Raw genomic sequence first — 14770 nt, forward strand, 5'->3', positions numbered from 1 at the left:
CCGACGCAACGAGGAGACTGCCATGCCGATCAAGCGCGAAATGCTGGTGCGCCGCGATGCGCTCGACCAATTGGCGGTGAACGAAACGCTCGTGTCGGACCCGGGCGCAGGCGAGGTGCTGCTCCAGGTCGAGGCGATCGCGATCACCGCCAATACCGTGACCTACGGCGTGGTCGGCGAGACCGTCGGCTATTGGAAGTTCTTCCCCGCGCCCGAGGGGTGGGGCGTGGTGCCGGCCTGGGGCTTTGCGCGCGTCGTCGCCTCGCGCTGCGCGGAGATCGCGGTCGGCGAGCGCGTCTATGGCTTCATGCCGATGGCATCGCACCTGCTCGTCACGCCCGGCAAGATCGGCCGCGGGCTGTTCCGCGACATGGCGCCGCACCGCCAGCCGATGAGCGCGGTCTACAACCAATATCGCCGGCTCGGCGCCGAACTGCCCGCGACGCCCGAGCGCGAGGCGCTGCGGATGCTGTTCGAGCCGCTGTTCCTGACAAGCTTCCTGATCGAGGACGCGCTGCGCCGCGCCGACCACCACGGCGCGCACAGCGTCGTGCTGACGAGCGCATCGAGCAAGACCGCGCTCGCCGCCGCCTATGTGCTGCGGGCGCGCAGCCCCGGCTTGACGCGGATCGGGCTGACCGCGGCCGCCAATGTCGGCTTCGTCGAGGGCACCGGGCTGTACGACAGCGTGCTCGCCTATGATGCGATCGATACGCTCGCCCCGACGGGATCGAGCGTGCTGATCGATTTTGCCGGCGATGCCGCCGTGCTCGAGGCGGTCTATGCGCGGCTGGCGGGGCGGATCGCGCACAGCCTGCGCGTCGGGGTGACGCATCACGACGCCGCCACCGCGTCCCCGCTGCCGCTCGCGCCCAAGCCCGTCTGGTTCTTTGCGCCCGACGCTGCGACGACGCTGATCGGCGAGATCGGCCAGGACGCGTTCAACGTGGCGGTCGCGGCGCAGTGGGACGGCTTTGTCGAGCTTGCGGCGGGGCTGGTGAAAGTCGCCGAGGACAGCGGGATCGATGCGCTCCAGCGGATCTGGCGGTTGCAGGTCGCGGGGCAGGCGAAGCCCGACACCGGCTATTGCATCCGGTTCTGACCCACGCGGCGCTCGCCGTCCGTTGCGCGCGAGTCATCGCGCGCGGCTTGTTGCCCTCCCCGTGCACCCGCTAAGGCGCTGACCATGCAGATCGACTTTCTCAAATGCCACGGTTCGGGCAATGATTTCCCGCTGATCGACGCGCGCGACCTCGCGCTGTCCGAAGACGATTGGGCACGCGTCGCGGTCGCGCTCGCGGATCGCGGCGGGAGTGTGGGGGGCGACGGGATTCTGCTGCTCACCGCGGGCGATGCGACGCACGATTTCGGGATGCGGATGTTCAATTCGGACGGGAGCGAGGCCGAGACGTGCCTCAACGGCTTGCGCTGCGTCGCGCGCGCCGGTTTCGAGGCATTGGGGATCGATGAGGCGCGGGTGCGGCTCAAGACGTCCGACGCGCACGTCTCGCGCGATCCCGATCTTGCCGCGGGCGTGGTGACGATCCGCGAGGTGGCCGGCCCGGTCGATCTCGACGTGTCGCACTGGCCGATGCACGTCGGCGTCAAGCGGATCGTCGAGGCGCCGATCGCGCCGCTCGGCAGCGAGCGCGTGTTTACCGCAGTGGCGATTCCCAACCCGCATCTCGTCTGCTTCGTCGAGACGATCGACGAGGCCGAACTCGTCGCGCTCGGCACGCAGTGCGAGGCGGCGCCCGACTGGTTGCCCAACCGCGCCAACGTCTCGTTCGTCGAAGTGCGCGGCGCCAATCTGCTGTTCGTGCGGACCTTCGAGCGCGGCGTCGGCCTCACCGACAGTTGCGGCAGCGCGATGGCGGCATCGACCTATGCCGCGTGCCTGACGCGGCGCTGCGGCTTCGGCACCGAGATCACGGTGCACAATCGCGGCGGGCTGGTCCGTGCCGAGGCGCGCGAGGACGGGATGGTGCGCCTCTCGGGCAATGCGACGGTCGAATGGCGCGGTTCGGTCGATATTCATCTCGCGACGCGCACAGCCGGGCCCGTCACCGTGACGACGCGCCATGACGATGAAGTCGCGGCGTGGCGCGGGGTGGTCGACGCGATCGTCTGAGATTGGGCCGGTTCGGTCGCAACCAAAGCGGGGTCGAGTCGTTATCGTGCCGTAACCAATTGGAGGTCCCTATGCGCCGTCTCGCTTCTCTTGTCCCCGCGTTCGCGCTGTTGCTTGCCGGCGTTACGCCTTCGCTCGCCCAGACCCAGGCCGAAGATCAGCGCTTCGCCCAGGCGCAGCAGCGTCTCGACACCGAGCTCGGTATCTTCCGGGCCGAGTTCGATCGCTACCAGCAAGCGCGCGCGCGTGGGTATCGCGACGTCCGCCCGGCCTATAACGACTCGCGCTATGCCGACCCGCGGTATGCCGATCCGCGCTACGACGACCGCTACGAGGCGGGCTATGACCCGACCCGCTACTATCGCGCCGATCCGACGCGCTATCAGGAGCGCGTGCTGAGCAGCGACGACCGTATCTATCGCGGCAGCGACGACCGCTATTACTGCAAGCGCAACGACGGCACGACGGGCCTGATCGTCGGCGCGGTCGGTGGCGGTGCGCTCGGCAACGTCATTGCAGGCGGCCATTCGCGCGGCGTCGGCACGATCCTCGGCGCGATTGCCGGCGGCGTGCTCGGCAAGAGCGTCGACCAGAACAACAGCGAGGTCCGCTGCCGCTAACGCGAACCAAAGCGGTACAAACCGCTTGACATCGTCGCGCTGTTTTGGTACATAACAGGAACGATGCAGAATTGCGACCTTGAGGGGCCGGGGCGGAAGCGCCTGCGGCCCCTTTTGTTTGGCGCTGCGGCAGCGATGGGAGAGCGCGATGACGGGGGAGGCGACCGGTAAGGACGCTGAGGCGCTGGGTACGGATACGCTCGGCACGCTTGCAACCACGGGCAAGCCGCGCCGTGCGTACACGACGCGCGGTGACGGATGGACCATCGCCAGGCGCATGGCGTTCCTGGATCATCTCGCTGCGACCTGTAATATCGCGCAATCGGCCAAGGCGGTCGGCAGTTCGGCGAGCGGAGTGTATGCGCTGCGCCGCCGCGACGCCGCCTTCGCCGAACAGTGGCGCGAGGCGATTGACCTCGGATACGAGCTGCTCGAGACCAAAGTGCTCGCTTTCGCGCTCGGGCAGCGCGACGACGGATCGATGATCGGCGACCCGGACGCGGTCGCGGCGGCGCCCATCGATCCGGATGCGGCGCTCAAGCTGGTGCGCCAGCATCAGGCGATGCGTGCCGCGGACACGCCGCACAACGCGCGGCGCCGCACCCCCTTCGCCTTCAAGCATACGACGATCGAGGAAGTCCGCGATGCCTTGCTCGCCAAGCTTGCGGCGCGCGCCCGGCGGCGCGCGCGGAGTGGCCTGGCATGACGCGGGCAAAGCGCAGGCGCGCAGATGCCGGCCCCGATCTCGACGCGCTGCTCGATCAGCTCGCCGCGCTCGACCGTGCCGACCAGATTTCCATCCTCGACCGCATGAGCCGCCCGCAATTGCGCACGCTGAACAATGCGTGGCGCTATTGGGCGCATCCCGGACAGCTCGCGCCGCCGGGTGCGTGGCGCGTCTGGCTGATTCGAGCCGGGCGCGGCTTCGGCAAGACGCGTGCCGGGGCCGAATGGGTCAGCGCGATGGCGCGCGCGCATCCCACGGCGCGGATCGCGCTCGTCGGCGCAACCGAGGAGGATGTGCGGCGCGTGATGATCGAGGGCGAGGCGGGGTTGCTCAGCGTCGCGCATGGTGGCGAGCGGACCGCCTATCGCCGCGCCGATGGCGTCGTCGAATTCGAGTCGGGGGCGGTCGCGGCGGTGTTCTCGGCGGCGGCGCCCGAGAAATTGCGCGGACCCGAGCATCAGATCGCCTGGTGCGACGAGCTCGCCAAATGGCGCTACGGCGATGCGGCGTGGGACAATCTGATGCTCGGGATGCGGCAGGGCGCCGACCCGCGCGTCGTGGTGACGACGACGCCGCGCCCCGTCCCGTTGCTGCAGCGCGTGATGGGCGCGGCGGGGACGGTTGAGACGCGGGGCAGCAGCCATGACAACCCGCATTTGCCCGATGCCTTTCTCGCGGCGATCGAGGCGCAATACGGCGGGACGCGGCTCGGGCGGCAGGAGATTGCGGGCGAACTGATCGAGGACCTCGACGGCGCGCTGTGGACGCGCGCGATGCTCGACGAGTGCCGGGTCGATGCCGCGCCCGAGACGGTGCGGGTCGTGGTCGCGGTCGATCCGCCGGCGGGGGGTGCCGATGGGACGGGCGACGCGTGCGGGATCGTCGCGGTCGCGCTCGGGCGCGACGGGCGTGGCTATGTGCTCGAGGATGCGAGCGTTGCGGGGCTTTCGCCCGAGGGGTGGGCGCGCGCGGTGGTGGCGTGTGCGGCGCGGCACGGTGCCGACCGCGTGATCGCCGAGAAGAACCAGGGCGGGCAGATGGTGGCGAGCGTGCTGTTCGCCGCCGATGCCGCGCTGCCGCTCGCGCTGGTCCATGCCAAGCTCGGCAAGGGCGCGCGGGCCGAGCCGGTCGCGACGCTCTACGAACGCGGCAAGGTGGCGCATGTCGGGGTGTTTGCCGAGCTCGAGGCCGAATTGTGCGGGCTGGTGGTCGGCGGGGCGTATCGCGGGCCGGGGCGATCGCCCGATCGCGCGGATGCCCTGGTGTGGGCGCTGACCGAGCTGATGATCGTCAAGCGCAAGGCGGCGCGCGTGCGGCCGTGGTGAGTCGGCGGCGTGCGGCCTCCGCACTGCGGGGCGGTGGACGCGCGCCATGCTCAAGGGGCCGAGAGGCGGGCGACGGGAGTGCAAAACGCAGCCTGTCGCAGCCGCACGATCGGCCGATCGGGAGCATGGGTGTGTGGCCTGGCGCGCTCGGTGCCTTTCGTTTCGTGGGTTCTGGGCTTATGGCCCGGCGGCCCGGCCAGGCTTGGCCCGAGCATGAAGGAGCGCAGCGATGGTGCCGCGGGAATTGATCGACAGCGCGCAAATCCCCGGTGGGGACGTGATGACGCTCTATGCGCGCGGCGCGGACTTCATGATCGTGGTCGATCGCAACGAATTGATGAGCACGCGGATGAACGGCTCCGAAGAGGCTCTGGGAACGCTGGCGTGCGCGCGCATCGCCAAGGTCGCCGCGCCGCGCGTGCTGATCGGCGGGTACGGCATGGGCTTCACGCTGCGCGCGGTGCTCGGGCAGGTCGGGCCGAAGGCCGAGGTGACGGTCGCCGAGCTGGTGCCCGAGATCCTCGCCTGGGCACGCGGGCCGATGGCGGCGGTGACCGACGGCTGCCTCGACGATCCGCGCACGCGCGTGTTCGAGGGCGATGTCGCCGCCGCGATCGCGGCGGGCGCGAGCGAGGGGGCGGCGGGCTATGATGCGATCCTGCTCGATGTCGACAACGGACCCGACGGGCTGGTGCGCGCGGAGAACAACCGGCTGTATGCGCCGCGCGGGCTGAAGATCACGCGCGAGGCGCTGCGGCCGGGGGGTGTGCTCGCGGTGTGGTCGGCCGGGCCCGATCCGCGCTTCGTCACGCGGTTGAAGGGGGCTGGGTTCCATGTCGAGGAAGTCGTCGTCAAGGCGCGGCAGAACGGCAAGGGGCCGCGCCACGTGATCTGGTTCGCGACGCGGGGGTAGCCGCGCGACCTTTGCCCGGAGGTTTTGAGTAGGCGCGGGCCCTCCCCCAGCCCCTCCCGCAAGCGGGAGGGGAGCAAGAAGGAGTCCCTCCCGCACGCGGGAGGGGAGCGAGAAGGAGCCTCTCCGGCAAGCGGAAGCGGGGCGGGGCGGGCGAAGAAACAGGAGATCAGCATGAAATTGTTCGGTCGCAAGGCCGGGCGCGATGAGTCGCGTCCGGTGCTCGAGGCGCGTCGCAGTTCGCGCTTCGTCGAAGGGGCGGGGGCGATTCCGGCGAGTTACCAGGAACAGGTGCGCGCGCTGTATCTGCGCAACGCGGTCGCGCAGCGGTCGGTGCGGATGATCGCCGATGCGCTCGGCGAGGCGCCGCTCGACGGGACGCCCGAGCTGGTGCGGCTGGTGCAGGCGCGCTCGGCCGGGCAGGCGCTCACTGCGACGCTCGCCGCGCAGTTACTGCTCCACGGCAATGCCTATGTCCAACTGCTGACCGACGCGCAGGGGCGGTTGGTCGAGCTGTTCGCATTGCGGCCCGAGCGCGTCACGGTCGAGGCCGATGCCGGGGGGTGGCCGGTCGCGTATCGCTACGGCGTGGGCACGCAATCGGTGCGGCTGGTCGCCGACGATCCGCGGCCGCAGATCGTCCATATCAAGGCGTTCCATCCGCTCGACGATCATTACGGGCTCGGCTGTCTCGGCGCGGCGGCGGGCGCGATCGCGCTGCACAATGCCGCGGCGGCGTGGAACACCGCGCTGCTCGACAATGCCGCGCGGCCATCGGGGGCGCTGGTCTATGATCCGGGCGACGGATCGGCGCTGTCGGGCGAGCAGTTCGCGCGGTTGCGCGACGAGCTCGATGCGAGCTTTGCCGGCGCGCGCAATGCCGGGCGGCCGATGCTGCTCGAAGGCGGGTTGAAATGGCAGGCGCTGAGCCTGACCCCGGCCGATCTCGATTTTGCCGAGATGAAGGCGGCCGCGGCGCGCGAGATCGCGTGCGGCTTCGGCGTGCCGCCGATGCTGCTCGGGCTGCCGGGCGATGCGACCTATGCCAATTACAGGGAAGCCAACCGCGCCTTGTGGCGCCAGGCGATCCTGCCGCTCGCGGGGACGATCCTCGCCGGGGTCGCGCAAGGCGTCGAGCGCTGGTTCGCGGGGGCGACGCTTAGCGTGGCGCTCGACCGCGTGCCGGCGCTTGCCGAGGATCGCGAACGGCTGTGGGCGCAAGTGAGCGCGGCGCCGTTTCTCACGCGCGACGAACAGCGCGCGATGGTCGGGCTCGCAAACCCGCTCCCTCCGGGAGAGGGGGAAGCGCAGCGCGTAGCGCTGGTGGGGTGAGGGGGCGCCTCGCGCGCTGACCTTCGATCCCTGACCTTTGCCCGCACCCTTCCCACGCCTTCGGCGCGGGCCTCTTTCCGCTCCCGATGGGAGAGGGCGTTTCGAAAGGAATCTTTATGGCACTCGCGGAGGGTACGCTGCTGGCGCAATTGCTGGCGCAGGGCGCGCAGGAAGGCGCCGATCTGGCGACGCTGCGCGCGATCGCCGAGGAAGGCGGCGAGCTGGCGGCGGCGCGTGCGCTGGCGCGGCTCGGGCTCGACGACCCCGATGCCGCCAAGGACATGGCCGAATTGCGCGCGCTGCTCGGCGCGTGGCGCGATGCCAAGCGCTCGGTGTGGAAGGCAGTGGTCGGCTGGGTGGTGCGGATCGCGGCGGCGCTGTTGCTGACGGGGCTCGCGGTCAAGTTCGGGTTCTGGGATCTGGTCAAGTGAGCGACGGCGTGCGCTTTGCCGGGTACGCCGCTATCTTCGATACGGTCGATCGCGGGGGCGACGTGATCCGCGCGGGGGCGTTTGCCGGCGTGAGCGCGGGCGTGCCGTTGCTGTGGCAGCATCGCGGCGTAGCGGTCGGGGCGATCGAGCGGATCGCGACCGATGCGCGCGGGCTGCGCGTGGTCGCGCGAGTCGACGATCCGCGGCTTGCGGGGCTGGTGCGCAGCGGGGCGGTGGCGGGGTTGTCGATCGGCTATCGCGCGCGCGGCGTGCGGCCGCGGCTGGGCGGGGGGCGGGTGCGCGAGCTGACCGCGCTCGAGCTGGTCGAGGTCAGCCTGGTCGCATCGCCGATGCACCCCGCCGCGCGAGTGCATCGCGTCGCCGATGCTGCTACGCCGACGCATACCGACGCGGTTCCCGATCCCGGGCGGCGGCGCGCGGAGCGAAGGAACGATCATGGCTGAAGGCACCATCAAGCGACTGACCGACAAGGGCTTCGGCTTCATCGCCGACGCATCGGGCACCGACATGTTCTTCCACATGTCGAGCGTCGAGGGCGTCCGCTACGAGGATCTGCGCGAGGGCGAGAAGGTCACGTTCGACGTCGGCCAGGGGCCGAAGGGGCCACGCGCGGAGAACGTCAAGCAAGCGTGATGGCATGATGCGGTGCTGATGCACCGCTCGAGTTCAGCAGAAGGGGCGTCGCGCTTGCGGCGCCCCTTTTTCGTGCGCGGTGACCGAGGACGTGGTCGCCCGATCCTTTTCAACACCAAGGAGACCAGCATGACCGATACGCACGACGCGCTCGACAGCTTTGCGGCGCAGGAGATGGAGGCGATGCAGCGGCCGTTGCTCGAGCGGGCAGGGGCGCCGGGCGAGGGCGCGTTTGCGGGGTTCGTCCGCTCGGGCGCGACGCTCGAGATCAAGGCGCTGAGCAGCGTCAGCGGTGATGCCGGCGGCTATGCGATCCCGCGCGAGATCGACGCGCAGATCGACGCGACGCTAACTGCGATCTCGCCGATCCGCAGCGTCGCCAATGTCGTGCGCGTGGGGAGTGCGGGGTATCGCAAGCTCGTGACCAGCGGCGGCACGCCGTCGGGCTGGGCGGCGGAGACCGATGCGCGCGGCGGCACGGGGACGCCGAGCTTCACCGAGATCGCGCCGCCGATGGGCGAGCTCTACGCCAATCCGAGCGCGAGCCAGGCGATGCTCGACGACGCCGCCTTCGATGTCGAGGAGTGGCTGGCGGGTGAGATCGCGACCGAGTTCGCGCGCGCGGAAGGGGCGGCGTTCGTCAACGGATCGGGCGTCAACCGGCCCAAGGGCTTCCTGCAGGCGCCGATCGCGGCGACCGGCGATGCCGCGCGTGCCTTCGGGACGCTGCAATATCTGGCGAGCGGCGCGGCGGGCGATTTCGCGGCGAACCCGCAGGATCGGCTGGTCGATCTCGTCCAGGCGCTGCGCGGAGCCTATCGGCAGGGCGCGGTGTTCGTGATGAATGCGAGCACGCTCGCGCGGATCCGCAAGTTCAAGACCAGCGACGGCGCGTTCCTGTGGAGCCCGAGCCTCGTCGCGGGGACGCCGGCGAGCCTGCTCGGCTATCCGGTGATCGAGGCCGAGGACATGCCCGATATTGCGGCGAATGCGTGTGCGATCGCGTTCGGCAATTTCAAGGCGGGGTATCTCATCGCCGAGCGGAGCGAGACGGTGATCCTGCGCGATCCCTATACCAACAAGCCGTTCGTCAATTTCTACGCGACCAAGCGGATCGGCGGGTGCGTGGCGAACAGCGAGGCGATCAAGCTGCTCAAGTTCGCAGTGAGCTGAGCCGATTTCCCTCTCCCGGTGGGAGAGGGTGACCGAGCGCAGCGAGGTCGGGTGAGGGCAGGGACGTGGCGCGCCCGATCTGCCCTCACCCTTCCCACTCGGCTGCGCCGAGCGGGCCCAGTTCCGGGTGAACAGCGCCCCGCGCTGTTCAGGCCATGCCGGGGGCATGGCCGACCCGAAACTCCTCTCCCGCTGGGAGAGGGAGAGAGGAGACATTCCATGATCGATGACAATGGCCCGGGCGCGGTGACGCTTGGGGCGGACGACCGTGCGCTGGCGGTGGCGGCGGTCAAGGCGGTTCTGCGCGTGGCGAGTGGCGATGAGGATGATCTCATCGCCGCCTTTGCCGAAAGTGCGTTGGGGCTCGCCGAGCAATTCACCGGCCGCGTGATGATCGCGCGGGCCTTGCGCGAGAGTGTGACGGCGCGAGGCGGCTGGCAGCGGCTCGGCGCGCGGCCGGTGCGCGCGATCAGCGCGGTCGAGACGCGCGGTGGGAGTGCGCTCTCGGCTGAGCGGTATGCGATCGACATCGATGCGGCGGGCGAGGGCTGGGTGCGCGTCGGGGGCGGCGGGCTGGTGGTCGTGCGCTATGCGGCGGGGCTCGCGGTGGAGTGGGCCGGGCTGCCCGCACCGCTGCGCCAGGGTGTCGCTTTGCTCGCGGCCTATCTGTTCGACGAGCGCGATGCGAGTGTCGCGCCGCCGGCTGCGGTGACGGCGTTGTGGCGGCCGTTTCGGCGCGTGACGCTGCGCGGGTCGGTGCGATGCTGAGCGCGCTCGAGGCGCGTGGGAGCGCGGCGGGTGCGGTGGCGGCGGAGCGCGCGCGTGGGCGCGTGGCGGAGGCGCTGCGCAGCGCTTTGCCGGGCGTCGCGGTCAGCATCGAGGGCGAGGATGTCGTGCTGTCGGGGCGGATCTCGCTCGACGATCCGCGACTGCGCTGGATCGGGAGTTTGCTCGCATGAGCGCGGAGCGCGTGGTGCAGGCGGCGGCGCTCGACGCGCTGCGCGGGGTGGCGGGGCTCAACGGCGTGTATCTCGGCCCGCCCGTCAAGGCGACGCCGCCTTATGCGATGCTCGGCGAGCTGCTGAGCGGGGACTGGAGCGTCAAGGATCGCGCCGGGCGCGAGCTGCGGCTGCTCGTGACGGTGCGCGATGTGGGGGAGGCACCCGCGCGGATTCAGGCGCTGGCGGCGGCGGTGGGCACGGCGATGGAGGCGGTGCCGCGCGATCTTGCCGGGTGGCGGCTGGCGAGCGTGGTGCTGGTGCGATCGCGGATCGGGGGCGGCGCGCCCGGCGCCTGGAGCGCGAGCGTCGAATATCGCGTGCGGGTGTTGGCGGAGGGGTAGGGTGCCGCTCGGCGGTTCCGCCTTTCGACAGCGGTTTTGTTCGCGCGGAGACGCGGAGACGCGGAGATGTCGCGCTTGGGGTGCCCGGCGTGCCTGCCACCAACGATTTTGGGACGCGTCCGGTCCGAGCCGGGCGCGTCATCTCCGCGTCTCCGCGTCTCCGCGCGAACCCATTCCACGCGACGCACGCGCGGCATGTCGGACATCATAAGGAGATACAGCAATGAGTGCAGAACGCGGGAGCGCCTTCTTGTTGAAGGTCGGCAATGGCGGCAGTCCGATCGTCTATGCGACGGTGGCGGGGCTGCGCACGACGCAATTGAGCGTCAATGGCGAGATGGTGGCGATCACCTCGAAGGATTCGGGCGGGTGGCGCGACTTGCTGTCGGGGGCGGGGGTGCGCAGCGTCAGCGTGTCGGGGGCGGGGATCTTTACCGGCTCGGCGGCCGAGTTGCGGATCAAGGGTAATGCGCTTTCGGGGGCGATCGACGACTATCGGCTGAGCTTCGAGAGCGGCGAGACGCTGTCGGGCAAGTTCCTCGTCACGCGGCTCGATTATGCCGGGGATTACAATGGCGAGCGGTCGTACACGCTGAGCCTCGAGAGTTCGGGCGCGGTGGTGGCGGCATGAGCGCGCCCGCGAACCCGGTGCGCGGCGAGGCGGAGGTGCGGATCGCGGGCGAGACGATCGTGCTGCGGCCGAGCTTTGCGGCACTGGTCGCCGCCGAGGGCGAGATCGGGCCGCTGTTCGCTTTGGTCGAGCGCGCGGCGGCGGGGGCCTTGTCGCTTGGCGAGCTGGTCGCTTTGTTCTGGCATTGCCGGGGGGAGACGCCCGCCGCGATCACGCGCGCGCAGTTCGGCGAGGCGGTGGTCGAGCAGGGGCTCGCCGCGGCGACGCCGGTGCTGCGCGTGTTGCTCGGCCAGATCCTGGCGGGGCGGTGATGGCGTGCTTCGCCGATGCCGCGGCGCGGCTTGCGGGGCTGGCGGGTGCGGTGCTGGGGTGGAGCCCCGACAGTTTCTGGCGTGCGACACCCGCTGAACTGGCTGGTGTGGTGGCAGTGCTGCGCGGCGGGGATGCGGCGGTCGATCCGCCCGATGCCGCGACGCGCGCGCGATTGCAGGAGGCGTTTCCCGATGGACGATGAAATCGAACGGCTGGTCGTCGGCGTGCGCGCCGATACGGCGGGCTTTGCGCGCGATGTCGATGCAATGCGCGCGAGCCTCGACGGGCCGCTGGTGAGTGGAGTCGATCGCGCCGGGCGCGCGATCGAAACGACGCTGGCCAAGGCGCTGACGGGCGGGAGCCTCGGCTTCGAGGATCTGCGCAAGGTCGCGCTGTCGGTGCTGGGCGATATCGCCGCGGCGGCGGTGCGGAGCGGGTTGAGCGCCTTGCTCGGCGGGGGTGGGGGTGGGGGCGACAGTCTGCTGGGCGTGCTTGGCGGGCTGATCGGCGGATCGCCCGGGCGTGCGACGGGCGGGCCGGTGTCGCCGGCGCGGCCGTATATCGTCGGCGAGCGTGGGCCCGAACTGTTCGTGCCGACGACGAGCGGGAGCATCGTCGCAAGCGGCGGCGCGGGTGGGCCGCGCGATGTGCGCGTGTCGATCACCGTGCAGGGCGGGAGCGATGCGCCGCAAGCGCTCGCCGCGTCGAGCCGCCAGGTGGCGCGCGCGGTGAAGGCGGCGCTTTCGTAAGATCGACTCCCCTCCCCTTCAGGGGAGGGGCTGGGGGTGGGGACGTGCTGGGTGGTCGGGGTCTTTACGGCCCCACCCCAACCCCTCCCCTGAAGGGGAGGGGCTTTTTATGCCATTCTGGCTTGCACGGGACCGCACGATCCAGAGCGAGAGCGTGATGACACGCTTCGATCCGCGCTTCTGGACGGTCAATTTTCCGCGGCCGATGATGGCGGCGGTGACCACCACCGCCGCCGACGCTTTGCGTGTCGATGCGGTGTTCTACACCGCGGGGGATCTGGCGGGGCTGATCTGGGAGGCCGAGGATAGCCACGATCATTCGCTGCTGCGCTATGAGACGGCGCGCGATTTTCGCGGCTGTCGGCTGTCGTTCCGCTGGCGTGCGAACGGGGTGGTGGCGCTCGATCAAGTCAACGGTCCGGTGCTGACGATCGAGGGGCGCGATGCGCGCGGCGCGGCGCGCGCCTGGTATGTGCGGCTGTGGAATTATGCCGACGGCACGCCCGAGGATGCGACGATCACGCTCGATTTCGCGGCGCTCGACGGCGGCTATCGGCTGCCCGATGACGCCGACCCGGTGTGGGCGGGCGATGTCGACCGGATGTTCGTTTCGCTCGTGCCGCCGGGGTTCGTCGAACGCGGCAGTGCGGCGTTGCCCGCGCCGGTGGAGGCGTGGGTCGAGCTGAGCGCGCTTCGCTGCGAGGGATCGGGCGCGGTGCTTGCAATCGGCGATGTCGTGGTGCCCGAACACGGTTTGCAGATCGCGAGCGGGTATGACGACAGCTATAATCTCACGCCCGAGCGGTTGCTGCGGAATGCGCTGCTGCTCGGCTATCGCGGAAGCATCGTCCACTATCTCGGGATGAGCCACTTCCTGCGGGTCGAGGCCAATTCGGGCGGCTTTTACGTGAGCCTGGCGGGGGGCGTGCTCAATGTCGCGGCGGCGGCGTGGCAGCGCGATTTCGCGGTGCGCGCGAAGGCGCTCGGGTATGAGGTGATCTGGTCGATCAGCTATGAACTGTTCGACGCGCATTGCTGGAGCGACTGGAAGCAGCGCGCCTGGGATGGCACGCCCGCGTTGACCGGGTGGGATCCGCCGTCGTGCCTGCTGTCGCCGGCGAGCACGGGGGCGATGGGCTATCTGCGCGCGGTTGCGGTGGCGGTGATCGAGATCGCGCTCGCGGCGGGGCTCGCGCCCAAATTCCAGGTTGGCGAGCCGTGGTGGTGGGTGCTCGGCGATGGGCGGCCGTGTCTGTACGATGCGAGCGCTCGGGCGGCGCTGGGCGATCCGGTCGAGATTGCGGATGTTCACGCCGTCACGAGTGTCGCACAGCGCGACCTGCTCGATGCGGCGGGAGCGCTGCTCGCGGCGTCGACCGCGGCGCTGGTCGCGGCGGTGAGGGCGGTGGCGCCGGCGGTCGAGACGCATCTGCTGGTCTATCTGCCAAGCGTGCTGGCGCATGATGCGCCCGAGTTAAAGCGTGCCAACGTGCCGCTCGGCTGGGCGTGGCCGGCGTTCGATGTGCTGCAGCTCGAGGATTATGATTTCGTGACTGCGGGGGATGTCGCGGGCACGGCGCGCGCGGTCGCGGTGGCGCAGGCGCGGCTCGGCTATGCGGCGGCGCAGACGCATTATTTTGCGGGCTTCGTGCTGCGCAGCGACCAGCGGGCGCAGTGGCACGAGATTGCGGCGGCGGCCGAGGCGGCGCGCGCGCGCGGGGTGGCGGCGACCTTCGTCTGGGCGCTGCCGCAAGTGCTGCGCGACGGGTTCGTCCATTTCGAGACCGAGGAGGATGCGGTGGTGCCGTTCGACGATGTGCTGTTCCCGCTTGCGCTGGGGCGCGAGGCCGAGGTGACGCCGCAATTTTCGACTGCGATCGTCACGAGCGCTGGCGGGCAGGAAATGCGCAATGCGAGCTGGGCCGAGGCGCGGACGCGCTACGATGTCGCGCCGGGGGTGCGATCGGAGGCGGATATCGCGATGTTGCTGGCCTTCTTCCGCGCGCGGATGGGGCCGGCGCGCGGCTTTCGCTTGCGCGATCCGTTCGATTTTTCCTCGAGCGGGGCGGGCTTTGGGGCGGGCGATCAGCTGCTGGGGGAAGGCGACGGCGTCACGGTCAGCTTCGCGCTCGTCAAACACTATGGCGACGCGGTGCGGCGGATCACGCGGCCGGTCGCGGGGAGCGTGCGCGTTGCGGTCGATGGGGTCGAGACGACGCGGTTCACGCTCGCGGCGGGGGGCTATGTCGTGCTCGATGTGGCGCCGGGCGTGGGGGTGGCGGTGCGTGCTGGGTTTCTGTTCGACGTGGCGGTGCGCTTTGCCGAGGATACGCTGAGCGTCACTCGGACGACGTTCCTGGCGGGCGCGACGACCAGCGTGCCGCTGATCGAGGTGCGGGAGTAGCGTGCAGTGCGCTTGTGGGGCCTTCCCGG

19 protein-coding genes are annotated in these 14770 nt (G+C 70.3%); all 19 read left to right on the forward strand.

All coding sequences use genetic code 11. The features are described from left to right. Positions 1-22: 22 nt before the first annotated feature. Positions 23-1102, forward strand: coding sequence for a DUF2855 family protein (locus E2E30_RS17595; protein ID WP_133191657.1), 1080 nt, complete (start codon positions 23-25; stop codon positions 1100-1102). A gap of 84 nt (positions 1103-1186) precedes the next feature. Beyond that, the gene (gene dapF / locus E2E30_RS17600; protein ID WP_133191658.1) at positions 1187-2131 is read left to right on the forward strand and encodes a diaminopimelate epimerase; all 945 of its coding nucleotides are present in this window, start codon (positions 1187-1189) and stop codon (positions 2129-2131) included. 71 nt (positions 2132-2202) lie between these two features. Next, a complete protein-coding gene (locus E2E30_RS17605) occupies positions 2203-2751 on the forward strand; it encodes a glycine zipper 2TM domain-containing protein (RefSeq protein ID WP_133191659.1) in 549 nt (182 codons plus the stop codon). 148 nt (positions 2752-2899) lie between these two features. Beyond that, complete coding sequence (locus tag E2E30_RS17610) at positions 2900-3457, forward strand: hypothetical protein (RefSeq protein WP_133191660.1); 558 nt, start codon at positions 2900-2902, stop codon at positions 3455-3457. Continuing rightward, on the forward strand, positions 3454-4803 hold the full coding sequence (locus tag E2E30_RS17615) for a DNA-packaging protein (RefSeq protein WP_133191661.1): 1350 nt from the start codon (positions 3454-3456) through the stop codon (positions 4801-4803). Before E2E30_RS17610 ends, E2E30_RS17615 begins: the two co-directional genes overlap by 4 nt. 229 nt (positions 4804-5032) lie before the next feature. Continuing rightward, entirely contained in the window at positions 5033-5716 is a 684-nt protein-coding gene (locus E2E30_RS17620) for a spermidine synthase (protein WP_133191662.1), read from the forward strand. A gap of 171 nt (positions 5717-5887) precedes the next feature. Next, positions 5888-7045, forward strand: a complete 1158-nt coding sequence (locus tag E2E30_RS17625; RefSeq protein ID WP_133191663.1) for a phage portal protein — start codon at positions 5888-5890, stop codon at positions 7043-7045. A gap of 116 nt (positions 7046-7161) precedes the next feature. Next, positions 7162-7476 (forward strand): DUF6127 family protein, encoded by a 315-nt coding sequence (locus E2E30_RS17630; protein ID WP_133191664.1) that lies wholly within the window; start codon positions 7162-7164, stop codon positions 7474-7476. Next, entirely contained in the window at positions 7473-7940 is a 468-nt protein-coding gene (locus E2E30_RS17635) for an HK97 family phage prohead protease (RefSeq protein ID WP_133191665.1), read from the forward strand. Before E2E30_RS17630 ends, E2E30_RS17635 begins: the two co-directional genes overlap by 4 nt. Further along, a complete protein-coding gene (locus E2E30_RS17640; protein WP_133191666.1) occupies positions 7933-8130 on the forward strand; it encodes a cold-shock protein in 198 nt (65 codons plus the stop codon). Before E2E30_RS17635 ends, E2E30_RS17640 begins: the two co-directional genes overlap by 8 nt. A 129-nt stretch (positions 8131-8259) precedes the next feature. Next, positions 8260-9303: a phage major capsid protein gene (locus E2E30_RS17645; protein WP_133191667.1), complete on the forward strand. Its 1044-nt coding sequence runs from the start codon at positions 8260-8262 to the stop codon at positions 9301-9303. 219 nt (positions 9304-9522) lie between these two features. Beyond that, entirely contained in the window at positions 9523-10071 is a 549-nt protein-coding gene (locus E2E30_RS17650) for a head-tail connector protein (RefSeq protein ID WP_133191668.1), read from the forward strand. After that, positions 10065-10262: a hypothetical protein gene (locus E2E30_RS17655; RefSeq protein WP_133191669.1), complete on the forward strand. Its 198-nt coding sequence runs from the start codon at positions 10065-10067 to the stop codon at positions 10260-10262. The genes E2E30_RS17650 and E2E30_RS17655 overlap by 7 nt, the downstream gene beginning before the upstream one ends. Further along, on the forward strand, positions 10259-10645 hold the full coding sequence (gene gp17, locus E2E30_RS17660; protein ID WP_133191670.1) for a tail completion protein gp17: 387 nt from the start codon (positions 10259-10261) through the stop codon (positions 10643-10645). The genes E2E30_RS17655 and gp17 overlap by 4 nt, the downstream gene beginning before the upstream one ends. 223 nt (positions 10646-10868) lie before the next feature. Next, the gene (locus E2E30_RS17665; RefSeq protein ID WP_133191671.1) at positions 10869-11276 is read left to right on the forward strand and encodes a phage major tail protein, TP901-1 family; all 408 of its coding nucleotides are present in this window, start codon (positions 10869-10871) and stop codon (positions 11274-11276) included. Next, entirely contained in the window at positions 11273-11587 is a 315-nt protein-coding gene (locus E2E30_RS17670) for a gene transfer agent family protein (protein WP_133191672.1), read from the forward strand. The genes E2E30_RS17665 and E2E30_RS17670 overlap by 4 nt, the downstream gene beginning before the upstream one ends. Further along, positions 11587-11790, forward strand: coding sequence for a phage tail assembly chaperone (locus tag E2E30_RS17675; protein WP_133191673.1), 204 nt, complete (start codon positions 11587-11589; stop codon positions 11788-11790). The genes E2E30_RS17670 and E2E30_RS17675 overlap by 1 nt, the downstream gene beginning before the upstream one ends. Continuing rightward, positions 11780-12337, forward strand: coding sequence for a tail tape measure protein (locus E2E30_RS17680; RefSeq protein WP_133191674.1), 558 nt, complete (start codon positions 11780-11782; stop codon positions 12335-12337). The genes E2E30_RS17675 and E2E30_RS17680 overlap by 11 nt, the downstream gene beginning before the upstream one ends. A gap of 109 nt (positions 12338-12446) precedes the next feature. Beyond that, a complete protein-coding gene (locus E2E30_RS17685) occupies positions 12447-14741 on the forward strand; it encodes a DUF2460 domain-containing protein (protein WP_133191675.1) in 2295 nt (764 codons plus the stop codon). Positions 14742-14770 lie beyond the last annotated feature (29 nt).

Source organism: Sphingomonas sp. AAP5, from assembly GCF_004354345.1.
In the GTDB taxonomy this organism is placed as follows: Bacteria; Pseudomonadota; Alphaproteobacteria; order Sphingomonadales; family Sphingomonadaceae; genus Sphingomonas; species Sphingomonas glacialis.

Excerpts from the sequence above, each read along its gene's own strand:
- dapF (WP_133191658.1), top strand. The coding sequence starts at position 1,187 with ATGCAGATCGACTTTCTCAAATGCCACGGTTCGGGCAATGATTTCCCG.
- E2E30_RS17680 (WP_133191674.1), top strand. The coding sequence starts at position 11,780 with ATGGACGATGAAATCGAACGGCTGGTCGTCGGCGTGCGCGCCGATACG.
- E2E30_RS17670 (WP_133191672.1), top strand. The coding sequence starts at position 11,273 with ATGAGCGCGCCCGCGAACCCGGTGCGCGGCGAGGCGGAGGTGCGGATC.
- gp17 (WP_133191670.1), top strand. The coding sequence starts at position 10,259 with ATGAGCGCGGAGCGCGTGGTGCAGGCGGCGGCGCTCGACGCGCTGCGC.
- E2E30_RS17615 (WP_133191661.1), top strand. The coding sequence starts at position 3,454 with ATGACGCGGGCAAAGCGCAGGCGCGCAGATGCCGGCCCCGATCTCGAC.
- E2E30_RS17645 (WP_133191667.1), top strand. The coding sequence starts at position 8,260 with ATGACCGATACGCACGACGCGCTCGACAGCTTTGCGGCGCAGGAGATG.
- E2E30_RS17650 (WP_133191668.1), top strand. The coding sequence starts at position 9,523 with ATGATCGATGACAATGGCCCGGGCGCGGTGACGCTTGGGGCGGACGAC.
- E2E30_RS17640 (WP_133191666.1), top strand. The coding sequence starts at position 7,933 with ATGGCTGAAGGCACCATCAAGCGACTGACCGACAAGGGCTTCGGCTTC.
- E2E30_RS17610 (WP_133191660.1), top strand. The coding sequence starts at position 2,900 with ATGACGGGGGAGGCGACCGGTAAGGACGCTGAGGCGCTGGGTACGGAT.
- E2E30_RS17595 (WP_133191657.1), top strand. The coding sequence starts at position 23 with ATGCCGATCAAGCGCGAAATGCTGGTGCGCCGCGATGCGCTCGACCAA.
- E2E30_RS17655 (WP_133191669.1), top strand. The coding sequence starts at position 10,065 with ATGCTGAGCGCGCTCGAGGCGCGTGGGAGCGCGGCGGGTGCGGTGGCG.
- E2E30_RS17685 (WP_133191675.1), top strand. The coding sequence starts at position 12,447 with ATGCCATTCTGGCTTGCACGGGACCGCACGATCCAGAGCGAGAGCGTG.
- E2E30_RS17630 (WP_133191664.1), top strand. The coding sequence starts at position 7,162 with ATGGCACTCGCGGAGGGTACGCTGCTGGCGCAATTGCTGGCGCAGGGC.
- E2E30_RS17620 (WP_133191662.1), top strand. The coding sequence starts at position 5,033 with ATGGTGCCGCGGGAATTGATCGACAGCGCGCAAATCCCCGGTGGGGAC.
- E2E30_RS17605 (WP_133191659.1), top strand. The coding sequence starts at position 2,203 with ATGCGCCGTCTCGCTTCTCTTGTCCCCGCGTTCGCGCTGTTGCTTGCC.
- E2E30_RS17675 (WP_133191673.1), top strand. The coding sequence starts at position 11,587 with ATGGCGTGCTTCGCCGATGCCGCGGCGCGGCTTGCGGGGCTGGCGGGT.
- E2E30_RS17625 (WP_133191663.1), top strand. The coding sequence starts at position 5,888 with ATGAAATTGTTCGGTCGCAAGGCCGGGCGCGATGAGTCGCGTCCGGTG.
- E2E30_RS17665 (WP_133191671.1), top strand. The coding sequence starts at position 10,869 with ATGAGTGCAGAACGCGGGAGCGCCTTCTTGTTGAAGGTCGGCAATGGC.